This window comes from Kitasatospora sp. NPDC091335, from assembly GCF_044757205.1.
Taxonomy (GTDB): domain Bacteria; phylum Actinomycetota; class Actinomycetes; order Streptomycetales; family Streptomycetaceae; genus Kitasatospora.
The window spans coordinates 55709-79033 of sequence record NZ_JBIVUM010000005.1 but is presented as its reverse complement, the minus strand read 5'-3'; the positions used below and the strand labels follow the sequence as shown (position 1 = coordinate 79033).

Genomic DNA, 23325 nt, shown 5'->3' with positions numbered 1-23325 from the left:
CGTCCCCTCCCTCGCCGCGCCCGTCCCCTTCCGGTCCGCCGCGTCCCTCCCCGGACCGTCGCACATAAACACGCATGGTGCTATCGTCAGTAGCACCATGTTGCTGAAGCTGGATGTCGGAGACACCCGACCGTTGCACGAACAGGTCGCGGGCGCGATCAGACGGGCCGTCGCCGAGGGCGAGTGCGCCCCCGGGGACAAGCTGCCCCCGGCCAGGGAGCTCTCCCTGGCGCTGGGGGTGAACACCAACACCGTCCTGCGCGGGCTGCGCACGCTGCGCGACGAGGGCGTACTGGAGTTCCGCCGGGGCCGCGGCATCACGATCGCGGCCGGCGCCGACACTCGCTCCGAACTGGTGGACCGGGTACGGACGTTGGTCGCGGACGCGGCCAGGGCCGGCTACAGCAGGAACGATCTCGTGGACATGATCAGGGGGATCTCGTGACGGACGAGGGGACGATTTCGAAGGGCGCCACGGCACAGCCGCCGGCACACGGGCCGGCACGCCCCGGCGCCCTCTGGGCCGCGGCGGTCTGGTCGGCCGGCGTACTGGCGCTGCTGATCGCACTGCCGCTGACGGCACGCCACCGGCTGCCGGACCCGCTGGCCACCCACTGGGGCGGGCGGGAGCCGGACGGCTCGATGTCGGTGACGGCGGCCACGCTGTTCCCTGCCGCGTTCTGGGCCGTCCTGGTGCTGGTCTCGGTGGCCCTGCGACGGTACGGGGCCGGCCGGACGCCCGGGGCAGCGGCGGTCACGCTGGCGACCGGCGGGGTGCTGCTGACGGGGGCGCAGACCTCCATCGTGCACGCCAACCTGGACCGCGCCCGCTGGCAGGACGTCGCGCCGATGGGCATCGAGGTGGCCCTGGTGCTGCTGGCCACCGGCCTCGCCGGACTGCTGACCTGGCTGGCCTGCCGCCGCTACGGCGCCCGGCCCGAGCCGCTCCCGGCAGCCGGGGAACCGGCGCTGGAGGTGCCGCCGGGCGAGCGGTTCGTCTGGCTGTCCCGGGCCGCCAATCCGTGGCTGCAACTGGTCGCGGCGGTGTCCGGACTGGCCGCGGCGGCGGGAGTGGTGGCCGCCGCGAGCGGGGTCGCCGGTCCTGGCTGGCCGCTGGTGGTGCCGTGCGCCGTCGTCTCCCTCGCCTCGCTCGCCTGCTCCTCGGTGCGGGCGCGGGTGACCGCCCGCGGCCTGACCGTCGGCTTCGGCCCGTTCGGCCGGCCCGCCCGCCACTGGTCCCCCGCCGAGCTGGACTCCGCCCGCGCCGAGCGGCGCACCGCCGCGCAGGCGGGCGGCTGGGGTTACCGGGTCAACGGGCTCGGCACCACCGTGATGCTGCGCGGGGGCGTCTGCCTGGTGGTCCGCACCCGCCGGGGCACGGACTTCGCGGTCAGCGTCGACGACGCCGAGCGCGGCGCGGCACTGCTCAACGCGCTGATCGCGCGCACCCGGCAGCCCACCGGCTGAGCGGTCCGCGCGACGGGGTACCAGGCGGTCCGGTCACCATGACCGGGCCGCCTCGCCGTTACCCGCTCCGCCCGTCCTCACGGCTCCCCCTCCCCCGCGCGCAGTTCGGTGGCGATCTGCCGCCGGCCGGCGACCAGCGTCTCCAGCACCACCCCGAGGCAGGACAGCGGACGATGCCGTCAGATCCGATCAGTGATCGGAAGGGAATGGCGTGGATCAATTCGGCTTCGGGCAGAAGGTGTCGGCCTATTGGGAGCCGCTGATCCGGACTCCCGCCGGGGAGTTGAACCGAGGGGGTGCGCACAGCCGTAGCAGATGGCCACCCCGGGTTCTCCGGGCGGCCACCTCGGGCGTAAACCACTCAAATCGGTGGTGCGTCGAACGCCGATGCGGGTACACAAATGACGGTCGCTCAGTTGTGCGGCGGTGCCCGTCCGCACCGCCCCACGCCGTCCCCCCGCGACCGGAGGATCCGCGGGCCCCGGTGCCCGCGCGGAAGGCAAGGAGGCGTCCGTGACGCACGACTCTCTCGCGCAGAATCCCGCCGGTGTCCGGCGGAGCATCCAGGACGTTCGGACCATCGCGATGCTGCGCCTCGGCGTCGGCCTGACAGGCATCCTGCTGCCCCCGGCCCTGCCGTTCGGCAACTGGCTGGCCGCCGAGGTGACGGGGCGCGGCACCGACGACTTCTGGCCGGGCTCGATGAGCGCCTCGTACTACACCGACACCCGGAACCTCTTCGTCGGCGGGCTGTGCGCGCTCGGGGTCTTCCTGATCTGCTACCGCTTCGACCGCAGGGACGACCGCTGGAGCACGGCGGCCGGGGTGTTCGCGCTCGGGGTCGCGCTGTGCCCGACGTCGCAGGCCGGCAGCTCGGGCCTTGAGCGCACCGTCGGGATGTTCCACCTGGCCTTCGCGGCCCTGCTGTTCGTCATGCTGGCGATGTTCTGCCTCTACTCCTTCCGCAACCCGCGCTCCACCCAGCCGGCCCGGGTGGGCGCGGCCTACCTGGTGGCCGGGGTGGTGATCCTGGCCGCCCTGGCGCTCTCCGTCCTGGCCGGGGTGACGGGCGTCGGCTCGGGCTGGCCGGTGCGGCCGCTGTACCTGTGCGAGTGGCTGGCCACCTGGGCCTTCGGCCTGGCCTGGATCGGCGCCGCACTCGAACTCGCGGCGCACGGCCGGGGCGGCTCCGACCCGGCGGCGGCCCTCCCGCGTCAGGCCGGGCCCGCACTGTCGGCACCGATCCGCCCGGAGGCCCAGGCCTGAGGCCCCGTCACCCTCCCTCACCGGCCGACCGTTACCATGCGCACCATGGGCCGCCACCGCGGCGGCCGGTGACGGAACCCCAGCAACGGGAGGGCGAGCATGGCGAACGAGGTCCGGGCAGAGCACGGTCCGCAGGAGGATTACCCGTCGGTGGACCTGCGGATGGACGTTCCGCACTCCGCCCGGGTCTACGACTACCTCATCGGCGGCAAGACCAACTTCGAGGCGGACCGGGTCGCGGCGCACGCCTCGGTGCAGGCCTGGCCGTCGCTGCCGATCTCGATGCGCACCACCCGCGAATTCATGCAGCGCTCGGTGCGCCGGCTCGCCGAGGAGTACGGCGTGCGGCAGTTCCTGGACGTCGGCACCGGCATCCCCACCTCGCCGAACGTGCACGAGATCGCCCAGTCGATCGCTCCCGAGGCCCGGGTCGCGTACGTGGACAACGACCCGATCGTGCTGACCCACGCGCGCGCCCTGATGGACAGCAGCGCGCAGGGCCGCACCTGTTACGTCAACGCCGACTTCCGCGACCCGGAGTCGATCATCGACAACCCCCGGCTGCGCGAGGTGCTAGACCTCTCCCAGCCGGTGGCGCTGTCGCTGATCGCGATCGTCCACTTCGTGCTGGACGAGGACGACCCGCAGGGCATCGTGCGCCGCTTCATGGACGCCCTGGCACCCGGCAGCTTCCTCGCCCTGACGGTCTTCACCGGCGACACCGACCCGGTGGGCGTGGGCGGTGTCGGCCGCGAGTACAACGCGCGCGGCATCCCGTTGCAGATCCGCGACAAGGCCGAGACGGAGGCCTTCTTCGAGGGCTTCGAGCTGCTCGACCCGGGTGTCACCCTGGTGCACCGCTGGCAGCCGGACGCGGACGCGGCGCCCGTCCGCGACCGGGACATCGCGATGTACGCGGGTGTGGCGATCAAGCGCTGAGCGCAGAATCGTTTCTGCCTCTCGTTTTCTGGAGGCGGGCATGGTCCTCCGCCCCTCCGGTCAGCCGGACACGGAGACCAGGCCCGCCTCGTACGCCAGGATCACCAGCTGTACCCGGTCCCTGGCGTCCAGCTTGGCCAGCAGCCGGGTCATGTAGGTCTTGACGGTCGCGATGCTGAGCACCAGCTCGGCCGCGATCTCGGTGTTGGACAGCCCCCGGCCGACCAGGGTGAGGATCTCCCGCTCGCGGGCGGTGATCGCCGCCAGCCGCCGCTCGGCGGCCGCGGTCAGGCCGGCCGGTGAACCGGGGCCTGCCGCCGGGGCACCGGGAGCGGGCGCGGACCGAGGGTGGCGACCGCCCACGATGGCCCCGATCAGCCGCCGGGTGACGCTCGGTGCGATCAGCGCGTCCCCGGCGGCCACCACCCGCACCGCGCCGAGGATGTCGTCCAGCGCCATGTCCTTGACCAGGAAGCCGGACGCCCCGGCGTGCAGCGCCGCGTACACGTGCTCGTCCTCGTCGAAGGTGGTCAGCACCACCACCCTGGTCGGGCCGCCCTCGGCGGTCACCTGCCGGGTGGCCTCGATGCCGTCCATGCCGGGCATCCTGATGTCCATCACCACGACGTCCGGCCGCAGTTCGGCGGCCAGCCGGACGGCCTCGGCCCCGGTGCCCGCCTCGCCGACCACCTCGACGTCCGCCGTCTCGGCGATGACCATCTCCAGCGCGGCGCGCACCAGCGGCTGGTCGTCGGCCAGCACCACCCGGATCACGCGCCTGCCCCCTCGCCCGACGGGGCCGCCACCGAGGCGGCTTCGGGCACCGGCAGCCGGGCCGCGACCCGGAACCCGCCCCCGGGCAGCGGCCCGGCCTCGAACTCGCCGCGCAGCAGGGCGACCCGCTCCCGCAGCCCGACCAGTCCGAAGCCGGCACCCGGCCCGGCGCCGACGTGCCCGACAGTACGTGACACGGCACCACGTGGCCCGGCAGCACGCGCCCGGCCCCGGCCCTCGTTGGTGACCTCGACGGACAGCTCCCCCGTCGTCCGGTGGTCCAGCGCGACCACGCAGGCGCCGACGCCCGCGTGCCGCACCACGTTGGCCACCGACTCCTGGACGACCCGGAAGGCCGCGAGATCGACCTCCGGCGGCAGCGGCCCCGGCTCCCCGTGCCGCCGGACCTCCACCCGCACCCCCGCGGCGGTGGTCGCCCCGGCCAGCCGGTCGATGTCGGCGAGGCCCTGCGGCGCCACCTCCGAGGCCTCGCCGTCGGCCCGGCGCAACGCGACCAGCATCCGGCGCAGCGCGGCCAGGGTGTCCCGGCCGGCGGTCTCGATCTCGCCGAGCGCCTCCTTGGCCCGCTCCGGCCGACGGTCGATCACCCGGCGGGCCGCGCCGGCCTGGAGGGCGACGATGCCGAGGCTGTGCGCCACGGTGTCGTGCATCTCCCGGGCGATCCGCAGCCGTTCGGCCGCGACCGCCTCCTCGGCCGCCCGGGCGCCGAGCGCCTCGGCGTGCTCCCGGTTCTGCCGCACCGAGCGGCCGACCAGCCAGGCGACCAGCGCGAGCAGCGCGCCGCCGTCGGCCGAGCCGATGTGGGTGCCGGTGAAGATGCCCACCGTGGTGCCGCTCACCATGCCGATGTGCAGCACCAGGACGACCATGACCAGGGCGAACACGGCCCTGGAGCTGCGGCGCGGCCGGGTGGCGGTGATCAGGCAGAGCGCGGTGTCCACGGCGAGCAGCGCGCCCGGCGCCACCTGGGCCCGGGCGGACCAGCCGTCGGTCTCGGTGAACGCGGCGACCAGCAGCAGGGCGACCGAGAGCACCGGCAGCCGACGCACCAGCGCCGCGCCCGCGAAGGCCACCACGGTGTCGGCCAGGGTGAAGGCCAGGCCGCCGTGCGCGGCGGCGCCGGGGTGCTGGGCGGCGTCACCGCCCATCCGGACGGCGGGGTAGCCGGCGGCCACGCACCAGGCGAGGCCGACCCAGACCTCGGGCGGGACGCGCCGGACCAGCGGTTGAGCGGGGGACGAGGGCATGGTCCATGATCGTAACGGCGGCCCGGAACGCCGTCATCCAGCCGTGGTTGTACGGCCTGGTGACATCCACGGTCGTACGGCCCCGGGTGACCTCCGCCCCGGGAGTGTCGACGCCGGTCCGATGCGGGCCGCCGGCTCCCCCAGGCACCGTGGAGCCCATGATCGAAGTCACCGAGCTGACCAAGCGGTACGGCCGTGGACGGCGCGCCCGCACCGCCGTCGACCGCCTCACCTTCACCGTCCACCCCGGCCGGGTCACCGGCTTCCTGGGCCCCAACGGCGCGGGCAAGTCCACCACCCTGCGGCTGGTCCTCGGCCTGGGCGACCCCACCGCCGGTGCCGTCACCGTCGAGGGCCGTTCCTTCCGCGACCGGCCGCGCGGTCTGCGGCACGTCGGCGCCCTGCTGGACGCGGGCGACGTGCACGGCGGGCGCACCGGCCGGGCACACCTGACGGTGCTGGCCCGCGGCAACCGCATCCCGCTCGGGCGGGTGGACGAGGTGCTGGCGGAGGCCGGGATCGCCGAGGCGGCCGAGCGCCGCGTCAGGGGCTACTCGCTGGGCATGCGGCAGCGGCTGGGCATCGCGGGCGCGCTGCTCGGCGACCCGCCGGTGCTGCTGTTCGACGAGCCGCTGAACGGGCTGGACCCGGAGGGCGTGCGCTGGCTGCGCGGACTGTTCCGGCGGCTCGCGGACGAGGGGCGCACGGTGTTCGTCTCCAGCCACATGATGGCCGAGATGGAGCACACCGCCGACCACCTGGTGGTGGTCGGGCGCGGCCGGCTGATCGCCGACGAGAGCCTGACCGAGTTCTCGGCCCGGGCCGGCCGGGCCTCGCTGGCCACCGTCACCGTCCGGGCCGCCGAACCCGACCGGCTGGCGGCCGTGCTGACGGCGGCGGGCGCCACCGTCGGGACCGGCCGGGACGGCGCCCTCGCGGTGACCGGCCTGGACGCCACCAGGATCGGTGAACTCGCCCTGGAGCAGCGCCTGTTGCTGCACGCCCTGACCGCCACGAGCGCCTCCCTGGAGGAGGCGTTCATGGAACTGACCGCCGACAGCGTCGAGTACCCCGCCGGAGGGCCCCGTTGAGCACCACGACCGTCGACCACCACGCCGGGCCCCGCGCCCGCCCCGAGCCCCGCGCCCGCTTCGCCGACCTGCTGGCCGCCGAGTGGATCTCGTTCTGGTCGCTGCGCTCGGTCCGCTGGGTGCTCGGCCTCAGCGCCCTGGCGATCGTCGCCGCCGGCCTCAAGTCCGCGCTGTACACCCGCGACCACTACACCCCGGGCGAGGGCGACCCCGCGGTCATGGCGCAGGTGGCGCTGAACGACGCGTTCAACCTCGCCGCCGGCGACATCCTGATGCTGGTCGCGGGCGGCATCGGCGCGATCGTCATCGCGGGCGAGTACGCGACCGGGCTGATCCGCACCACGCTGGCCGCGGTGCCCGACCGCCGGGCGGTGATCGTCGCCAAGGCCTGCGTGTCGGCGGCCGTGCTGTTCGGCTACGGGGTGCTCACCGTGGGCGTCTCCTTCGGCCTGACCCAGGCGATCCTCTCCGACGCCGGCATCGGACAGTCCCTCACCGACCCGGCCGCCCTGCGGTACGTCGCGGCGGCGGTGCTGTTCGGCCCGGTCTGCGCACTGGTCGGGCTGGGCCTGGGCACCCTGATCCGGCACGGCGCCGGCGCCGTGGTCGGCACCGTCGTGGTGCTGTTCTTCGTCCCCTCGCTGGTCACCGAGCGCTACCGGTGGAGCGCCGACCTGCTGCACGCCCTGCCGCTGCCCGCCTGGCAGCGGCTGGCCAGGACCACCCTGGTGGGCCAGCGCCCGTCCGAGTACCCGGCCACCGTCGCGGGCTCCTGGATCACCTTCGCGGCCTGGTCGCTGGCCTCGGTGGCCGTCGCGGCACTCGCGATCCGGCGCCGGGACCACTGACGGCCACCAGGACCACCGGCCGCCACCGGTCCGGCCCGGGCATCCGGGCCGGCCCCGGGTCAGGGCCCGTCCCCCACCCGGGGCCCGCGGGCCCGGAAGCTGCCCCGGCCGGAGGACATGTCGGTGACCGCCACCAGCAGCGCGGCCAGCACCAGGCCGGCCGCGACCGTCACCCCGAGCCGGAAGGCGAGCGCCCAGTCCGGGCGGGGCCCGGCGGCGTGGGCGAAGAACACCGAGCCGACGACGGCGATGCCCACCGCCGAGCCGACCCGCTGCGCGGTCTGCAACACCCCGCCCGCGCTGCCCGCCCTGGCCACCGGCACCTGCTGGAGGGTCAGCGTCTGGTTCGGGGCGATCACCAGCCCGCTGCCGATCCCGGCGACCAGCAGCGGCAGCGCCGTCGTCCAGCCCACGTGCGGCCCTGACCACAGCTGCACCGCGAGCGCCGAGGCCAGCAGGCCGGCCAGCACCAGCACCAGTCCGGCCACCACCAGCCGCCGCCCCAGCCGGCTCACCAGGCGCCCGCCCACCGCCGCGGCCACGCCCGAGCCGACCGCGAACGGGGTGATCGCCAGGCCCGCCGTCAGCGCCGAGTAGTGCAGGCCCGCCTGGAGGTAGAGCGTGAAGATGAAGAAGATCGCGGTGAACCCGGCGAAGTACACCAGCGACAGCAGGGTCCCCGCCGCGTACGAGCGCACCGCGAACAGCGCCATGCTGACCAGTGGTTCGCGCCGTCGCCCGTAGTGCAGCTCCCAGCCGACGAAGGCGGTGAGCAGCACCGCCGCGAGCGGCACCAGCAGCCAGCGGGTCGCACCGTGCCACTGCTGCGCCTGGACGAACGGCAGGAGCAGCGCGACCGTCCCGGCGCCGAGCAGCAGCACCCCGACCGGGTCGAAGTCCCGGTGCCCGGCCCGCTCGGCGGCGGGCGGCGGCGCCGGCAGCAGCCGGTAGGCGATCGGCAGCGCGGCGACGCCGATCGGCAGGTTGACCAGGAACACCCAGCGCCATCCGTTCTCCGGGCCGACGACATGGATCAGCAGGCCGCCGAGCAGCGGCCCGACGGCGGTGGACAGCCCGATGGTCGAGCCGAGCGCGCCGAAGGCCCGGCCGCGGTCGGCGCCCTGGAACAGCACCTGGATGAAGCCGGACACCTGCGGCACCAGCACCCCGCCCGCGGCGCCCTGGAACAGCCGCGCCAGCACCAGCCACTCCTGGTTCTGCGCCGCGCCGGCGAGCGCGCTCGCCACGGTGAACAGCGCGAGCCCGGCGAGGAAGACGGCCCGCCGGCTGCGCGCGTCGCCGAGCCGCCCGGAGGGCACCAGCACCAGGCCGAAGGCCAGCGCGTAGCCGCTGAGCACCCACTGGAGGCCGCTGTCGGACATGTGCAGCTCGTCCCGTACGGTCGGCAGCGCGACGTTGACGATGCTGACGTCCAGCAGGGTCATGAACCCGGCGACCAGGCAGACCGCGAGCGCCCGCCAGCGGCGGGCGGCGGCCCGGCCGCCGACGGCGGTGGCGCCTGGCTGCGTCGGCTGCGTCGGCTGCGGGGAACTGCGCGGGGGGTCGGCGGTCATGGGAGCCCCTTCCCGGGGGTCCGGGGGCGTCCGGGCCGACGGGCGGCCGTCGGTCGACTTCGCTCGGCCCATCCTCGCCCGGCCCTCCCGGGGCCGCCACCCCGGGTCGTCACGCCGCGTCACCTGCCCAGGGCCGCCCCCGGATCACGCAGCCGGGCCGCTCCCCCGGGCCGCCACCGGCCGCATCACCCGAACGGCCGAACCGGATCGCGACCGGCGCCGGTACCCCGGAGGCTGACGGCATGACCGTCGCCACCGAGACCCCGCCGTCCGCCCCACCGGTGCTGGACGTCCGGCAGCGGAACGTCGTCTTCGGCACCATCGTGCTCGGCATGCTGCTGGCCGCCCTGGACCAGACCATCGTCGGCACCGCGCTGCCCACCATCGTCGCGGACCTGGGCGGGGCCGCCCACATGTCCTGGGTGGTGACGTCCTACCTGCTGGCCGAGACGGTGGCCACCGTGCTGGCCGGCAAGTTCGGCGACCTGTACGGCCGCAAGCTGCTGTTCCAGGTCTCGGCGATCGTCTTCGTCGGCGGATCGTTCCTGTGCGGCCTGGCGACCGACATGACGCTGCTGATCGCCTGGCGGGCCGTGCAGGGCATCGGCGCGGGCGGCCTGATGGTCACCTCGATGGCGCTGATCGCGGACGTCATCCCGCTGCGCGAGCGCGGCAAGTACCAGGGCGCGATCGGCGCGGTGTTCGGCGTGGCCACGGTGATCGGGCCGCTGCTGGGCGGGCTGTTCACCGACCACCTGTCCTGGCGCTGGGCGTTCTACGTCAACGTGCCGATCGCGGTCGTGGTGGTGGCCGCGGCCGCCAGGACCATCCCCTCGGTCCGCTCGGCGGTCCGCCCGGTCGTCGACTACCTGGGCATCGTGCTGGTCGCGGCCGGCGCCGGCGCGCTGATCCTGGCGACGAGTTGGGGCGGAAACCAGTACGCCTGGGGCTCCGGGGTGATCATCGGCCTGTTCGTCGGCGGCGCGCTGGCGCTCGGCCTGTTCTGCTGGGTGGAGACCAGGGCGGCCGAACCGATGCTGCCGATGCGGCTGTTCCGCAACCCGGTGTTCACGGTCTGCTCGGTGCTCAGCTTCATCGTCGGTTTCGCCATGCTCGGCGCGCTGACCTTCCTGCCGACCTTCCTCCAGTACGTGGACGGCGACTCGGCGACCGTCTCCGGCGTCCGGACGCTGCCGATGGTGATCGGTCTGCTGATCGCCTCGGTCGGCAGCGGCAACGCGGTCAGCAAGACCGGGCAGTACCGGCTGTTCCCGATCGTCGGCACCGCGGTGATGGCCGTCGGCCTCTACCTGCTCTCCCGGCTGGAACCCGGCACCGGCACCTTCCTGGCGTCCTGCTACATGTTCGTGCTCGGCGTCGGCATCGGGCTGAGCATGCAGGTGCTCACCATCGCCGTGCAGAACACCGTCGACTACGCCGACCTCGGCACCGCCACCTCCGGGGTGACCTTCTTCCGCACCATCGGCAGCTCCTTCGGGACCGCGGTGTTCGGCACCATCTACGCCAACAGCCTGAACACCGAACTCGGCCGGGGCGTCGACGCCGCCGCCCGGCTCACCGGCGCCGACCCCGCCGTGCTCGGCCGCGCCGCCGAGAGCCCCCAGGGCCTGCACCAGCTGCCGGCCGACCAGGCCGCGCCGATCGTCCAGGCCTACTCCGACGCCCTGCACACGGTGTACCTGTGGACCATCCCGGTGGCCGTGGTCGGCTTCCTGGTGGCGCTCTTCCTCAAGCAGGTGCAGCTGCGCGACACCGCCAGGGCGGGCTCCACCGACATGGGCGAGGGCTTCGCCCAGCCGACCACCCCCGACTCCGACCCGCACCTGGAGTACTCGGTCTGCAGGATCGTCCGCGGGGTGGACCTCGACACCGTCCGGACGATCGTCTCCGACGCCGGCACCCGGGTGGACCTGGCCGGAGCCTGGGCGCTGATGGAGGTGACCGGCCACACCAAGGCCGTCGGCCACGCCTCGCTCGACCTCATCGCCGCCCGCAAGCGGGTGCCGCCCGAGGTCCTGGAGCCGGTCTTCGACCGGATGTCCGCCGAGGGCTACCTGCTCCGTGAGGGCGACCGGCTCTCCCCCACCGAGGCCGGCACCCAGGAGATCCGCTCCCTCGGCCGCGCCTGGTCCGACTGGCTCAACGCCCGCCTCGACGCCGACGCCGGCCGCCCCCGCAGCCCCGGGCTCCGCGCCGCGGCCGACGCCATCGCCTGGCGCCTCCTGGTCGAGGACCTCACCAACGGCCTCCCCGCCCACGCCCGCCCCAAGGACGCCGCCAGGGCCTGACCCGGCCGCTACAGGCGGGTGGTGTCGAGGTCGATGTCGAAGGGCTCCGGGAGGCGGACGGGCGTACCGAAGGGGTGCGGGCCGCTCTCGGCGGCGTAGCCGAGCCGGGTCGGCTCGCTGTACAGGGTGCAGCTGCGGTTCTGCCGGTCGACCAGGAGGTAGAGCGGAGCACCGTACTGGCCGTAGCGGCGGCGCTGGACGAGGCGGTCGGTCTCCGCGGTGCAAGGGGAAATGACCTCGACGATCAGGAGGGTCTGATCGGGCAGCAGCGCGCCTTCGGTCTTCTCGGCGAGTTCGGCCGGCACGACGGCCAGGTCCGGGATGTACCAGTTCTCGCTGCCGGGCAGGTCGAGGTCGCCGGACCCGGACACCAGATCCAGCTGCTCCAGACGCGGGGTGATCTGGCGGCGGACGACCTCGGCGGCGGACTCGTGCGCCCACGATGGCGACATGGGGGTGATGACTCCCTCGATGATCTCGGTGCGGTCGCCCGCCGTATGCCGGATCGCGTACTTCAGTGCCCTCTCGGGGTCGCTGACGATCTGTAGTCGCCAGGGACCTGGGGTGCCGTACTCACAACGCGTCTCCTTCCCATCGCGGATTCTCTCCCAGACCGTATGGCCATTCCCTCGATCGACCGGGATTGGACGTGTCTCGACCGCCTGACCTCCTTGTACGACCGGTTCGTGCCGGAATCCGTTGTCAGTCGGCCGGAACCTCCACGAGGACCGGGGCCGCCGGGGCGGGGAGGTGGCGGCGGGAGGAGAGGACGATCACGGCGAGGCTGGCGAGGGCGAGGGCCGTCACCACGCCGAGCATCACGGTGTAGGAGGCCAGCGGGGAGAGCGCCGCGAGCGCCGCGGGGAGCAGGAAGCCCGAGTAGCACAGCGCGTAGTAGACGCCGGTGATGCCGGCCAGGTCGTCGGGGGTGACGATGCGCTGGATCTCCAGCAGGCCGGAGACCACCCCGATGCCGTAGGCGGCGCCGAGGAAGACCGCGCCGCACAGGCCGAGCAGCGGGGAGCGGAGCGCCGCGTCGCCGGCGCAGACCGCCATGCCGCAGGCCATCAGCACCATGGAGACGATGACGCCGCGCGCCGAGGAGAAGGAGTCCAGGCGCTTGGCGAAGGGCTGGACGAGGGCGCCGGTGCCCAGGGTGAGGACGGTCAGCAGGGTCGCGTAGGCCAGCGACCAGTGGCCGAGCCGGTCACCGACCAGCTGCGGGGTCACCGCGTAGGCGACGCCGGCCGAGCCGAACACCCACGGGGCCATCGGCAGGATGACCCGGACGAAGCGCCGGTGCCCGGCCGCCGGCACCTTGAGGTCGGCCCAGAGGCCGCGGACGGCGACGGTACGGGCCCTGGTCTCCACGGCCTTCGGGAGGAGGAACAGCGCGGGCAGGGTGACCAGCAGGTGGGCGAGGTACGGGGTGACCATCGGCCAGGGGCCCCACTGGGCGAGCACGCCGGCCACCCCGGCGCCGAGGCCGAAGCCGAGGGTCAGGGCGAGCGAGGCGCGGCGGGCGCCGGCCCCCGGGTCTGCGGCCGGGTCGTGCGGGGCCTGGGAGAGCTCCTTGACCCAGCTGGTGCCGACCGCCATCGCGATGCCGACGGCTATGCCGGTGAGGAACCGACCGGCGTAGATGGGGAGTTCACCGGTGACACCGCCGCACAGCACTCCGCTGGCGGCCAGCGAGACGGCCACCGCGCCGATCATCAGCGGGCGCCGCCCGTAGCGGTCCGAGGCCGCGCCGCCGACCAGCAGCCCGGGGACCAGCCCGAGGACGTACGCCCCCAGGAACGCGTCCACGGTGACCTCGGAGTAGCCGCCGAGGTCGCGGTACATCAGCAGCAGCGGGGTGAACTGGTTGCCGCCCCACCCGCAGCAGAGCATGGCCAGGGCCGCGAGCAGCCAGGGCCTCCCCCGGCCTGACGGTGCGACGGGACCGGCGGACGGCTGCCGGGTGGTGCTCATGGTGGTGCTGCTCCTTGTCGGATGGTCGGATGGTCGGCGTACCGGCCTGACGGTGCGTCAACATGACGGCAGGACGGATCGCCGGGTGCCGGCGGTCCGTCGGGGCGGGCGCGCGAACGGGTGCCGCGCGCCGGAAGGACGGGAAGCTCAGCGGTCGGTGACGGTGCGGTGGGCGTCCAGGTGGGCGCGCAGCGCGGCGGTGAAGCCCTCCGCGTCGCGGGCGGCGATCCGTCCGACCAGCACGGTGTGTTCCTCGACCAGCGAGGCCAGTCGCTGCGGCTGCCGCTCCGGCCGTTCCTGGAGCAGCTGGACGGCCATCCGGCGCTGGCGGTCGCGCAGCGTCCCGTAGAAGCGTTCGGCCAGCTGGTTGCCGGCGGCCGTCACGATGCCCCGGTGGAAGGCCTCGTCGGCGTCGGCGAAGGCGCCGAGGTCGGCCAGGCGGGCGGGTTCGCGCTGCTGGTCGATCAGCCCGGTCAGCTGCCGCACCAGCGGGTCGAGGCCGTCCGGGCGGCGGGTGATCCGGCGCACGGCGGTGCTCTCCAGCGCCTCGCGCAGTTCCAGCACGTCCTCGGCCTCACCGGGCCCGACCGGCACCACGACGGCTCCGCGCTTGGGGAAGAGCTGGAGCAGGCCCTCGGCCTGCAACCGCAGGAAGGCCTCCCGGACCGGGGTGCGGCTGAGCGAGGCGCGCTCGGCGATCTCGCCCTCGCTGATCAGCGTGCCGCCGGGGAGGCCCCCGCCGAGGATGAGGTCCTTGGTCAGTTCGTACGCGCGGTCCGCGGCCGGGACGCGGGCGGGAGGCGGGGTGTCGGCCATGGATCACACCGTAGCACCATAGATGCAAGCTTGGATGCAACATCCCGGACGGGCCGTGGTGACCACCGGCAGCATCGATTTCCGCAGCATCGATTTCCGTACTGCTCAGGGCCGGAACAATGCGCTTTCTCACTCCCTCCCCCAGGACCGAGGATGGGCGGGCCAGCCAGCCAGCCGGGAGGAAGCCTTGTCCCCTGTGTCGCCAGCCCTGCCGCCCGTCGATCCGGGCCTGCTGCCGCTCACCGCCGAGTACCGCCCCGAGGGCCTGTCCGTCGGCGGCGTGCTCCTGAGCGAGGCGGCCCGCCGGTACGGCACGCCGCTGTTCGTCTACGACGAGGAGCACCTGCGCCGGCGCTGCCGGGAGGCGGTGGCCGCCTTCGGCCGGGGCAACGTCGCCTACGCCTCCAAGGCCTTCCTGTGCACCGCGATGGCCCGCCTGGCCGCCGAGGAGGGCCTGCTGCTGGACGTCGCCTCCGGCGGCGAGCTGCGCACCGCCCTGTACGCCGGGGTGGCCCCGGACCGGATCGTGCTGCACGGCAACAACAAGGACGAGGCCGAACTGCGCACCGCCCTGACCGTCGGCCTGCGCCACATCGTGGTGGACAGCTTCGACGAGCTGGACCGGATCGAGCGGCTGCACCACGAGGAGGGCCTGCCCCCGGCCCGGATCCAGCTGCGGGTGGCGCCCGGCGTCGCGGCCGGCGCCCACCAGGCCATCCAGACCGGCGGCCACGACTCCAAGTTCGGCTTCGGCCTCGCCGACGGCGCCGCCGCGGCCGCGGTGCGCCGGGCCGAGGCCTCCGCCGCCGTCCGGCTGGAGGGCGTCCACGCCCACGTCGGCTCCCAGGTGCTGGACCCTGCCGAGCTGGCCGACGGAGCCGCCGCGGTGGCCCGGTTCGCGGTGGAGCACGGCCTGCGCCGGCTGACCGTCGGCGGCGGCCTGGGCGTGGCCTACCTGAGCGGGCAGAGCGCCCCCTCCTTCGCCGTCTGGGCCGAGCGGGTCCACGCGGCGGTGCGCGGCGCCGGCTGGAGCGGCGAGGTGGGCGTCGAGCCCGGCCGCTCGATCGCCGCCAGGGCCGGGCTGACCCTGTACCGGGTCGGCACCGTCAAGCGGATCGAGGACGTGCGCACCTACGTCAGCGTCGACGGCGGGATGAGCGACAACCTGCGCCCCGCGCTGTACGGCGCCCGCTACGAGGCCTTCCTGCCGCGCTGCCCCGAGGCCCCCCGCCCGCGGCGCGCCCGGCTGGTCGGCAAGCACTGCGAGAGCGGCGACGTGATCATCGACGACGCCGCGCTCCCCGCCGACCTGCGGGTCGGCGACCTGCTGGCCACCCCGGTGACCGGCGCCTACGGCTACGCCATGGCGTCCAACTACAACAAGCTGCCGAGGCCCGCCGTGGTCTTCGTCCGGAACGGCGAGGCCCGTCTGGTGGTGCGCCGGGAGACCGAGCACGACCTGCTCCGGCTGGACGTCGCCGCCACCGGGGACGGCACCACGGGCAGCACCGGGGAACCGGTCGCTGCGGCGCGGGCGTACACGTCCTGATCCACGACACAGGCCTTAGCCTGGGCCGATGCTGAACAGCGCCCGCCTGCTCGTCCTCCTGGAGATCGCCCGCCGGGGCACCATCGTGGCCGCGGCCCAGGCCCTGCACCTGAGCCCGTCCGCCATCTCGCACCAGCTCGCCCGCCTGGAGCAGGAGCTGGGCGTCGCCCTGGTGGAGCGGGCTCCGCAGTCGCTGCGCCTGACGCCCGCCGGTGTCCGGCTGGCCGAGCACGCCCAGGCGATCGCCGATCTGATGGCCGTGGCGCAGGACGACCTGCGGGCGCACTCGGAGGGCGCGGCGGGCGTGCTGCGGCTCGGCTTCTTCGCGTCCGCGGGGCTGGATCTGCTGCCCCGGGCGCTGGCCGCGTTCGCCGCCGGGCACCCCCAGGTGGAGCTGGAGCTGATCATGGGCCAGCCGCACGAGCTGGTCCCCGACCTGGAGGCGGGCCGACTGGACGCGGCCGTCGTCTTCGAGCACCCGCTGGACCCCTGGTGCCGCCAGGCGGCGGTGGACGTGCGGATGTACTTCGACGAGCCGCAGCTGGTCGTGGTGCCGCTGCGGCACCGGCTCGGGCGGCGCTCGGTGGTGCGGCTCGCCGAGCTGGAGGGCGAGAGCTGGATCGGCACCCACGGCGGCAGCACCGGCGAGCCGGTGCTCGAACGCGCCTGCGCGGCCGAGGGGTTCCGCCCCCGGGTGCGCTGCCGCAGCGACCACTACCAGGTCACCATCAACCTCGCGCGGGCCGGCATGGGCGTCGCGCTGATCCCGGCGCTCGGCCTGGCCGACAGCGCCGGGGTACACGTCTGCCGGCTGGACCACCCCCAGCTGCACCGCCGGATCGGCGTGGCCACCCGGGCCACCAACCTCAACCCGGTGCTCCAGGCCTTCCTCGCCGAACTCGGCTCCGCCGCGGGGGAGATCAGGTCACTGCTCGACATGCAGTGGGCCTGAACCCCCGGCGGCGGTTCGTCGTTCTCCGGCCTCCGGCCGGCCACGTCGTGGCCGGCCGGTTCGGCTGGGCCGGTTCAGGCGGCCCGCTGGGCCCAGGCCGCGAGGGCCCGGCCGACGTCGCGGATGGCGTGCACGGCGGCCCGTTCGGTGCTGGGGCCGAGCGCCACGTCCCAGTGCGCGACGACCGCGTAGGCCACCCGCCGGGCGCCCACGATGACGCCCGCGTCCGCCCGCACCCCGGTGTCCGTGCCGGTCTTGTTGGCCACCAGCAGGTGGCCCGGCAGCGGCTCCGGGAAGCCGGGCGCGTACGGGTCGTGGTCGATCAGCGCGGGCACCAGACCGTGGTCGGTGTTGGCGCGCATCCAGTCGAGCAGCCGGGCGGACGCGCCCGGGGAGGCCATGGTGCCGCGGACCGCGAGGGCCACCAGGCGGGCCAGGTCGCGGGCGGTGCCGGTGGCGAACACCGGCGGGACGTCCGGCCCGCGCTCGTCGCGCACCCGGTCGTGCAGGGTCAGCCGGTCCAGTCCGAGCCCGCGCGCCAGCCGTTCGACGGCCGACAGGCCGACCAGGCGCAGCAGCGCGTTGGTGGCGGTGTTGTCGCTGACCGCGGCGGTCAGCCAGGCCAGGTCCTCCACCGTCCAGCCGGGCCGGCTCAGCCGGCCGAGCAGGCCGGTGCCGCCGGTGACGTCCTCGGGGAGGATCGCCACCGGCTGCCCGGCCGTCAGTTCTCCGCTGTCCAGCCGCCGGGCGACCTCGGCCAGCAGCAGCAGCTTGGAGGCGCTGGCGACGGGCAGCACGACGGTGTCGTCCACCCCGACCGCGCCGCCGCCGTCGGGGGCCTCCGCGTCGGGGGCGTCCACGTCGACGGCGGCCACCGCGAGGGTCAGCGGCAGCGCCGCCGAGCTGCGCGCGGCGGCCGCCACCTGAGCGAGGCTCATCGGACCCGCACCACCTCTCCGGCCCGGCTCGCGGTCGGCCGGCCGCCGCGCACCGCGACCCGGCCGGCCACCACGACGGTCTCCACGCCCACCGGCGGCAGCAGCGGCTGCTCGAAGGTCGCGCTGTCCAGGACGGCCTGCGCGTCCAGCACCACCAGGTCGGCGACGGCGCCGTCGCTGACCACTCCGCGCCCGGCCAGCCCGAACCGCCCGGCGGGCAGGCCGGTCATCTTGTGCACCGCGAGCTCCAACGGCAGCAGCCCCTGCTCGCGCCCGTAGTGGCCGAGCACCCGGGCGAAGCTGCCCGCCCAGCGCGGGTGCGGACGGCCGGGTTTGGGCACGCCGTCCGAGCCGATCATCGACAGCGGGCTGGCCAGCACCCGGCGGACGTCGTCCTCGCGCATCGAGTGGCTGATGATGGTCACCTCGCCCTGTGCCTCCAGCAGCAGGTCGCAGACGTAGTCCACCGGGTCGGCGCCGCGCTCGGCGGCCAGGTCGGCGATCCGGCGGCCCTCGGCCGCCCGGCGGGCCGGGGCGGCGGCCACCGAGATCAGGTCCCAGCCGCCGTTGCCGACGGTGTTCTCCCAGCCCTCGACGCCGTTCGCGATGTCCGCCCGGACGCGGTCCCGCACCTCCTTGCTGCGCAGCCGCTCCAGCAGCGCGGCCGGGCCGCCCTCGCTGGTCCACGGCGGCAGCATCGCGTGCAGCACGGTGCTGCCGGCGGTGTACGGGTAGACGTCGCAGAGCACGTCCACGCCGTCGGCGCGGGCCTGCTCCAGACGCGGCAGGGTCCGCAGGGTGGCGCCCCAGCCGTGCCGGCCCGCGGTCTTGTGGTGGGAGACCTGGAGCGGGGCGCCGGAGCGCACCGCGATCTCCAGCGCCTCCTCCAGCGCCTTCTCCACCTGGGACATCTCGTCGCGCAGGTGCGTCACGTACGGCTTGCCGTGCCGGGCGGCGACCTTCGCCAGGGCCACGATCTCCTCGGTGTCGGCGTAGACGCCGGGCGGGTAGATCAGCCCGGTGGAGAGCCCGGCCGCGCCCTGGCCGAGCGCCCGGTCGAGCAGCCCGCACATGGCGTCCAGCTCCTCGGGGGTGGGCGGCCGGTCCTCGAAGCCCATCACCCCGGCGCGCAGCGTGCCGTGGCCGACCAGCGAGGCGATGTGGTTGCGCCGCAGTTCGGGCCGCTGGCCGGCGGCGAAGGCGTCGAAGTCCTCGGCGGGCAGCACCGGGCCGAGGCCGAAGGAGACCCGCAGGTGCCCGGCCAGCTCGGGCAGCCGCCCGGGCAGCGCGGGGAACAGGCTGATCCCGCAGTTGCCGCTGATCTCGGTGGTGACGCCCTGGAGCAGCGGGGCCAGCCGCAGCTCGTCCAGGGCGTCGCCGTCGGTGTGGGTGCCGCCGCCGAACGGGGCGGCGAGCGCGTCCGAGTGGGTGTGGACGTCGATGAAGCCGGGGGTGACGACCCGTCCGGTGACGTCCAGGGTCTCGGCCGCGGTCACCGCGCTGCCGGGCGGCAGGACGGTGACCCGGCCGCCCCTGACGGCGAGGTCGGCCGGGCGGGCGGGTGCCCCGGTGCCGTCCACCAGGGTGCCGCCGCGCAGCAGCAGGTCGGCCGGGGTCGTGGTCACGTCCGCTCCCATCAGTCCCATCGTTCCCATCAGAGCACCGTCGAGAGGAAGGCCCGGGTGCGGTCGTGCCGGGGGGCGGTGAACACCTCGGCCGGGCTGCCGGCCTCCACCACCGCGCCCTGGTCCATGAAGACGACCCGGTCGGCGACCTCGCGGGCGAAGCCCATCTCGTGGGTGACCACGATCATCGTCATGCCGCTGCGGGCGAGGTCGCGCATCACGCCGAGCACCTCGCCGACCAGCTCCGGGTCGAGGGCCGAGGTCGGCTCGTCGAAGAGCATCAGGGTCGGTTCCATGGCCAGTGCCCTGGCGATGGCGACCCGTTGCTGCTGGCCGCCGGAGAGCTGGGCCGGGTAGTGGTCGGCGCGGTCGGCCAGGCCGACCCGGTCGAGCAGTTCGCGGGCCTGGCGCTCGGCCTCCGCGCGCGGGCGGCGCTTGACCGCGATCGGGCCCTCCATCACGTTCTGGAGCGCGGTGCGGTGCGGGAAGAGGTGGAAGCGCTGGAAGACCATGCCGATCCGCTCGCGCTGGTGGCGGATGTCGCGCGGCCGGCGCTCGCGGAGCTTGTCGCCGGTGGTGCCGTGCGGCTCGTAGCCGACCGGTTCGCCGTCCACCTCGATCCGCCCGGCGTCGATCTTCTCCAGGTGGTTGAAGCAGCGCAGCAGCGTGGACTTGCCGGAGCCCGAGGGCCCGATCACGCAGAGCACCTCCCCCGACCTGACCTCCAGGTCGATGCCGCGCAGCACCTCCAGGTCCCCGAAGTGCTTGCGCACCTTCCGGGCCGACAGGACCACCTCGGCGGCCGTCCCTCCCGGCGCGTCCAGGTCGATCGTCCTCACTTGCCCTCCCCCTTCTTCGTCACACGCTTGCGCGCTCCGCCGCGCCCGGGCCGCAGGTTCGCCAGCACCCTGCGGTGCAGCGGCGGCGGGGCACCGGCCGGATTGAACTTCCGCTCCACCGCGTGCTGGGCGATGCTCGCGATGGTGGTGAGCACCAGGTACCAGATGGACGCGACGATCAGCAGCGCGATGACCTCGAAGTTGGCGAGGTAGAGGTGCTGCGAGACGGTCATCAGGTCGGCGCCGGCGATGACCGAGACCAGCGAGGTGGTCTTCAGCATCGAGATGAACTGGTTGCCGAACGGCGGGATGATCACCCGCATCGCCTGCGGCAGCATCACGCGGGTGAGGATCTGCCGGTTGGACATGCCCAGCGAGGCGCCGGCCTCGCGCTGCCCGGGGTCGACGCTCTGGATGCCGGCCCGGACGATCTCCGACATGTAGGCGCCCTCGTTGATCGACAGGCCGAGCAGCGCCGCCACGAAGCCGGTGATCAGGGTGTTGGACTGCCAGCTGACCAGCTTGGGCCCGTCGAACGGGATGCCGATGCTGATCTCGGGGAACAGCAGCGCCAGGTTGAACCAGAAGATCAGCTGGACCAGCAGCGGGGTGCCGCGGAAGAACCAGGTGTACGCCCCGGCGGTGGTCCGCAGCACCGGGTTGTCGGACAGCTGCATCACCGCCACGACCACGCCGATGACGATGCCCACCACCTGGGAGATCAGGGTGAGCTGGACCGTCACCCAGAGCCCGTCCAGGATCACGCCGTCGAACTGGTACTTGGCGACGATGTCCCAGTGCAGGTTGGGGTTGACGATGACCGTCCAGGCGAGCCAGACGGCGAAGAAGGCCGCCGCCAGCACGGCGAACCAGCGGGCCGGGCGGGGGCGCCCGGTCACCTCGAAGGCCAGGTCGTCGTCGACGGCTCCCGCGGCGGACGGCGCGTGGCCGGCCGGGACGGCCTTCGGGGCGCTGTCGGGCTTCAGGGGGTCGGCGGGCATCGCGGGGTCTCTCATGTCGGTGCTCATCTCGTCGGTGCCGCCGTTCTCACTGCGCCGCGTTGACGGTGGCGCGCTCCACCGCGCTGCCGCCGACCTGGTAGGTGTCCAGGACCTTGCGGTACTCACCGCTCTCGATCAGCTCCTGGAGCGCCTTCTGCACCGCGTCGCGCAGCCCGGAGTCCTTCTTCGCCACCGCGATGCCCCACGGAGCCGTCCCGTACTGGTCGGGCAGCACCTCGTAGGAGCCGCTGTTCTGGACGAACATCTGCGCCACCGGGTAGTCCACGATGGTGGCCACGGCCCGCTCGCTGTCCAGCTGGAGGAGCCCGGTCGGGGCGTCCTCGCTCTGCGAGATCGTCATCTTGGTGGCGCACTTGGCGTTCTGCTGCTCGCCGATCTCCAGGTTGGAGCTGCCCTTGGCGAGGACCACCTTCTTGCCGCAGAGGTCCTCGATGGACTTGATGCCCTCCGGGTTGCCCTTCTTCGTCATGATCACGCCGCCGGTGCGGAAGTAGTCGACGAAGTCGACGGCCTGGCGGCGCTGGGCGCTGTCCGTCATGGAGGACATCACCAGGTCGTAGCGGCCGGCCTGGAGGCCGGGGATCAGGCCGTCGAAGGAGGAGTTGGAGAGTTCGAGCTTCAGGCCGAGCTTCCCGGCGACGGCGGCGGCGAGGTCCGGGTCGACCCCGGTCAGTTCGGTGGTTCCGGGCTTGTACATCTCCATCGGCGGGTAGCCGACGGAGGTGGCCACTCTGAGCACGCCGCTCTGCTTGTTCTTCTCGGGGAGCAGCTCGGTGGCGCTCTTCCCGGAGTTCTGGCCGGCCTGCGCTGCTCCGGCGGCCGGGGAGCCGCCCTGGTCGGAGCGCCCGCAGGCGGTGGCGGCCAGGACGACCAGGGACAGTGCGGCCAGACAGCGCAGGGAACGGGGGCGGTTCATCGGCTACTCCCTCGGGCGGTGACGGTGCGCCGATGCTGGCAGCCGAATCCCGGTGAACGGAAGATGATGAAGCTATTGCTGCCTCACCAACGATTTTTGTACGGCTGACCGCTCTGTCCTGCGGACTTCCGCCCGCGCCGGGTCAGCCGGTGAGCCAGGGGGCCTCGGGCAGCTTGGCGTCCGCCTGCCGTCCGGTGAGGTCGACGGTGGTCGGGGTGCCCAGCCCCGGCATCCGCATCGTGACCCGGCGCAGTCCGCCGTCGCCGTCGACCCAGTAGGTCAGCGGCGAGCGGGCACCGTCGGGCGCGGCGCCCTGGGCGCGCGGACCGGCGATGCGGTCGTGGTCGCGGCCGTCGATCCGGTCCCGGCCCAGCCAGCGGGCCCCGGACTGGGCGAGCAGCAGCGGGTTGTCGGGACGGTCCGCGCCGAGTTGGACCAGCAGGTTCAGCCCGGCGTCCAGCGGGTCCGCCGTGTAGGTCCGGGGTGACCAGCCCTGACGCGGGATGTGCTCGGCCAGCTGCCAGGCCGGGGCGTCGGAGCCGGTGCCGGTGCTCGTGCCGGTGCCGGCCGTGGGGGCGGCAGTGGGGGCGGCAGTGGAGGCGGTGCCGGCCGGCTCGGGGGCCAGGCCGAGGCCGCCGGTGTCCCAGACGATCAGCCCGTGGTCCATCGGGCCGCTCGCGCCGGTGGTCCGGTAGCGGCCCACGCCCCGGTGGTTGCGGTAGTCGACGATCCCCTCGACCCGGATGCTCACGCCCCCGCCCTCGTCGGCCGTGAGCACCACGGACACCGGGCTCGCCTGATAGAGGTTCAGCCGCGACAGGGCGAGCCGGCCCGCCTCGTCGGTGGTCACCGGGCGTTCGGTGGCCTCGTCGGAGACCGCCCGGTAGGCGACCAGGCCGCCCGCCGCGGCGCCGCACACCAGGATCGCGATCAGTGCCGTGAGCCGGCCGGCCCGTCGGGGCGCGCGGCCGTCGGCCTTCGTCTTGCGGGGCATGCGGTCCGCTCCCTTTCCTCGGTCGGTCATGACGGTCGGGGGGGGGGGGGGGGGCCCGGGGGGCCCCCCCCCCCCCCCCCCCCCCCCCGCGGGGGGGGGCCCCCCCCCCCCCCCCCCCCCCCCCCCCCCCCGCCCGCCCCGCCCCCCCCCCCCCCCCCACACAC

21 protein-coding genes are annotated in these 23325 nt (G+C 74.3%); 9 read left to right on the top strand and 12 right to left on the bottom strand.

All coding sequences use genetic code 11. From position 1 onward, the window contains the following. Positions 1 to 97: 97 nt before the first annotated feature. The 4 genes from ACIQOW_RS14145 to ACIQOW_RS14130 all read left to right on the top strand — a co-directional run bounded on the left by ACIQOW_RS14145 (position 98) and on the right by ACIQOW_RS14130 (position 3672). Positions 98 to 445: a GntR family transcriptional regulator gene (locus ACIQOW_RS14145; RefSeq protein WP_401083895.1), complete on the top strand. Its 348-nt coding sequence runs from the start codon at positions 98 to 100 to the stop codon at positions 443 to 445. Then, positions 442 to 1467: a DUF1648 domain-containing protein gene (locus tag ACIQOW_RS14140; RefSeq protein ID WP_401083893.1), complete on the top strand. Its 1026-nt coding sequence runs from the start codon at positions 442 to 444 to the stop codon at positions 1465 to 1467. Before ACIQOW_RS14145 ends, ACIQOW_RS14140 begins: the two co-directional genes overlap by 4 nt. A gap of 513 nt (positions 1468 to 1980) precedes the next feature. Then, the gene (locus tag ACIQOW_RS14135) at positions 1981 to 2733 is read left to right on the top strand and encodes a hypothetical protein (protein ID WP_401083891.1); all 753 of its coding nucleotides are present in this window, start codon (positions 1981 to 1983) and stop codon (positions 2731 to 2733) included. A 99-nt stretch (positions 2734 to 2832) separates the two neighbouring features. Then, the gene (locus ACIQOW_RS14130) at positions 2833 to 3672 is read left to right on the top strand and encodes an SAM-dependent methyltransferase (RefSeq protein WP_401083889.1); all 840 of its coding nucleotides are present in this window, start codon (positions 2833 to 2835) and stop codon (positions 3670 to 3672) included. A 60-nt stretch (positions 3673 to 3732) separates the two neighbouring features. Here the strand turns inward: ACIQOW_RS14130 and ACIQOW_RS14125 are convergent, their stop codons facing one another. Together ACIQOW_RS14125 and ACIQOW_RS14120 are read right to left on the bottom strand one after the other, a co-directional pair. Then, entirely contained in the window at positions 3733 to 4392 is a 660-nt protein-coding gene (locus ACIQOW_RS14125; protein ID WP_401084509.1) for a response regulator, read from the bottom strand. 50 nt (positions 4393 to 4442) lie between these two features. Continuing rightward, positions 4443 to 5714, bottom strand: coding sequence for a sensor histidine kinase (locus tag ACIQOW_RS14120; protein WP_401083887.1), 1272 nt, complete (start codon positions 5712 to 5714; stop codon positions 4443 to 4445). 158 nt (positions 5715 to 5872) lie between these two features. On the opposite strand from ACIQOW_RS14120, the gene ACIQOW_RS14115 reads away from it, so the two are divergent. Both ACIQOW_RS14115 and ACIQOW_RS14110 read left to right on the top strand, forming a co-directional pair. Next, entirely contained in the window at positions 5873 to 6805 is a 933-nt protein-coding gene (locus tag ACIQOW_RS14115) for an ATP-binding cassette domain-containing protein (RefSeq protein ID WP_401083885.1), read from the top strand. Beyond that, positions 6802 to 7653 (top strand): ABC transporter permease subunit, encoded by an 852-nt coding sequence (locus tag ACIQOW_RS14110; RefSeq protein WP_401083883.1) that lies wholly within the window; start codon positions 6802 to 6804, stop codon positions 7651 to 7653. Before ACIQOW_RS14115 ends, ACIQOW_RS14110 begins: the two co-directional genes overlap by 4 nt. 59 nt (positions 7654 to 7712) lie before the next feature. On the opposite strand, the gene ACIQOW_RS14105 is transcribed toward ACIQOW_RS14110, so the two are convergent. Beyond that, a complete protein-coding gene (locus ACIQOW_RS14105) occupies positions 7713 to 9227 on the bottom strand; it encodes an MFS transporter (RefSeq protein ID WP_401083881.1) in 1515 nt (504 codons plus the stop codon). A 242-nt stretch (positions 9228 to 9469) separates the two neighbouring features. Here ACIQOW_RS14105 and ACIQOW_RS14100 point away from each other — a divergent pair, with 242 nt between their 5' ends. After that, the gene (locus ACIQOW_RS14100; RefSeq protein ID WP_401083879.1) at positions 9470 to 11536 is read left to right on the top strand and encodes a DHA2 family efflux MFS transporter permease subunit; all 2067 of its coding nucleotides are present in this window, start codon (positions 9470 to 9472) and stop codon (positions 11534 to 11536) included. 8 nt (positions 11537 to 11544) lie between these two features. Here the strand turns inward: ACIQOW_RS14100 and ACIQOW_RS14095 are convergent, their stop codons facing one another. From ACIQOW_RS14095 to ACIQOW_RS14085, 3 genes are all read right to left on the bottom strand, one after another. Continuing rightward, the gene (locus tag ACIQOW_RS14095) at positions 11545 to 12078 is read right to left on the bottom strand and encodes a Uma2 family endonuclease (protein WP_401084507.1); all 534 of its coding nucleotides are present in this window, start codon (positions 12076 to 12078) and stop codon (positions 11545 to 11547) included. Between the two features lie 160 nt (positions 12079 to 12238). Continuing rightward, positions 12239 to 13510: an MFS transporter gene (locus tag ACIQOW_RS14090; RefSeq protein WP_401083877.1), complete on the bottom strand. Its 1272-nt coding sequence runs from the start codon at positions 13508 to 13510 to the stop codon at positions 12239 to 12241. A gap of 147 nt (positions 13511 to 13657) precedes the next feature. Further along, a complete protein-coding gene (locus tag ACIQOW_RS14085) occupies positions 13658 to 14326 on the bottom strand; it encodes a GntR family transcriptional regulator (RefSeq protein WP_401083875.1) in 669 nt (222 codons plus the stop codon). 196 nt (positions 14327 to 14522) lie between these two features. On the opposite strand from ACIQOW_RS14085, the gene lysA reads away from it, so the two are divergent. Together lysA and ACIQOW_RS14075 are read left to right on the top strand one after the other, a co-directional pair. Next, positions 14523 to 15875, top strand: coding sequence for a diaminopimelate decarboxylase (lysA, locus tag ACIQOW_RS14080; RefSeq protein ID WP_401083873.1), 1353 nt, complete (start codon positions 14523 to 14525; stop codon positions 15873 to 15875). Between the two features lie 28 nt (positions 15876 to 15903). Then, positions 15904 to 16827, top strand: coding sequence for a LysR family transcriptional regulator (locus tag ACIQOW_RS14075; RefSeq protein ID WP_401083871.1), 924 nt, complete (start codon positions 15904 to 15906; stop codon positions 16825 to 16827). 74 nt (positions 16828 to 16901) lie between these two features. On the opposite strand, the gene ACIQOW_RS14070 is transcribed toward ACIQOW_RS14075, so the two are convergent. The 6 genes from ACIQOW_RS14070 to ACIQOW_RS14045 all read right to left on the bottom strand — a co-directional run bounded on the left by ACIQOW_RS14070 (position 16902) and on the right by ACIQOW_RS14045 (position 23161). After that, positions 16902 to 17765, bottom strand: a complete 864-nt coding sequence (locus ACIQOW_RS14070; RefSeq protein ID WP_401083869.1) for a serine hydrolase — start codon at positions 17763 to 17765, stop codon at positions 16902 to 16904. Further along, a complete protein-coding gene (locus ACIQOW_RS14065) occupies positions 17762 to 19420 on the bottom strand; it encodes an amidohydrolase family protein (protein ID WP_401083867.1) in 1659 nt (552 codons plus the stop codon). Before ACIQOW_RS14065 ends, ACIQOW_RS14070 begins: the two co-directional genes overlap by 4 nt. Beyond that, a complete protein-coding gene (locus ACIQOW_RS14060) occupies positions 19420 to 20220 on the bottom strand; it encodes an amino acid ABC transporter ATP-binding protein (protein WP_317620529.1) in 801 nt (266 codons plus the stop codon). The genes ACIQOW_RS14065 and ACIQOW_RS14060 overlap by 1 nt, the downstream gene beginning before the upstream one ends. A 5-nt stretch (positions 20221 to 20225) precedes the next feature. After that, a complete protein-coding gene (locus tag ACIQOW_RS14055) occupies positions 20226 to 21245 on the bottom strand; it encodes an amino acid ABC transporter permease (protein WP_401083865.1) in 1020 nt (339 codons plus the stop codon). Between the two features lie 31 nt (positions 21246 to 21276). Further along, positions 21277 to 22167, bottom strand: coding sequence for an ABC transporter substrate-binding protein (locus ACIQOW_RS14050; protein WP_188301782.1), 891 nt, complete (start codon positions 22165 to 22167; stop codon positions 21277 to 21279). 142 nt (positions 22168 to 22309) lie between these two features. Then, positions 22310 to 23161 carry a hypothetical protein gene (locus ACIQOW_RS14045; protein ID WP_401083863.1) on the bottom strand — a complete coding sequence of 284 codons (852 nt, stop codon included), beginning with the start codon at positions 23159 to 23161 and terminating at the stop codon, positions 22310 to 22312. Positions 23162 to 23325: the final 164 nt, after the last annotated feature.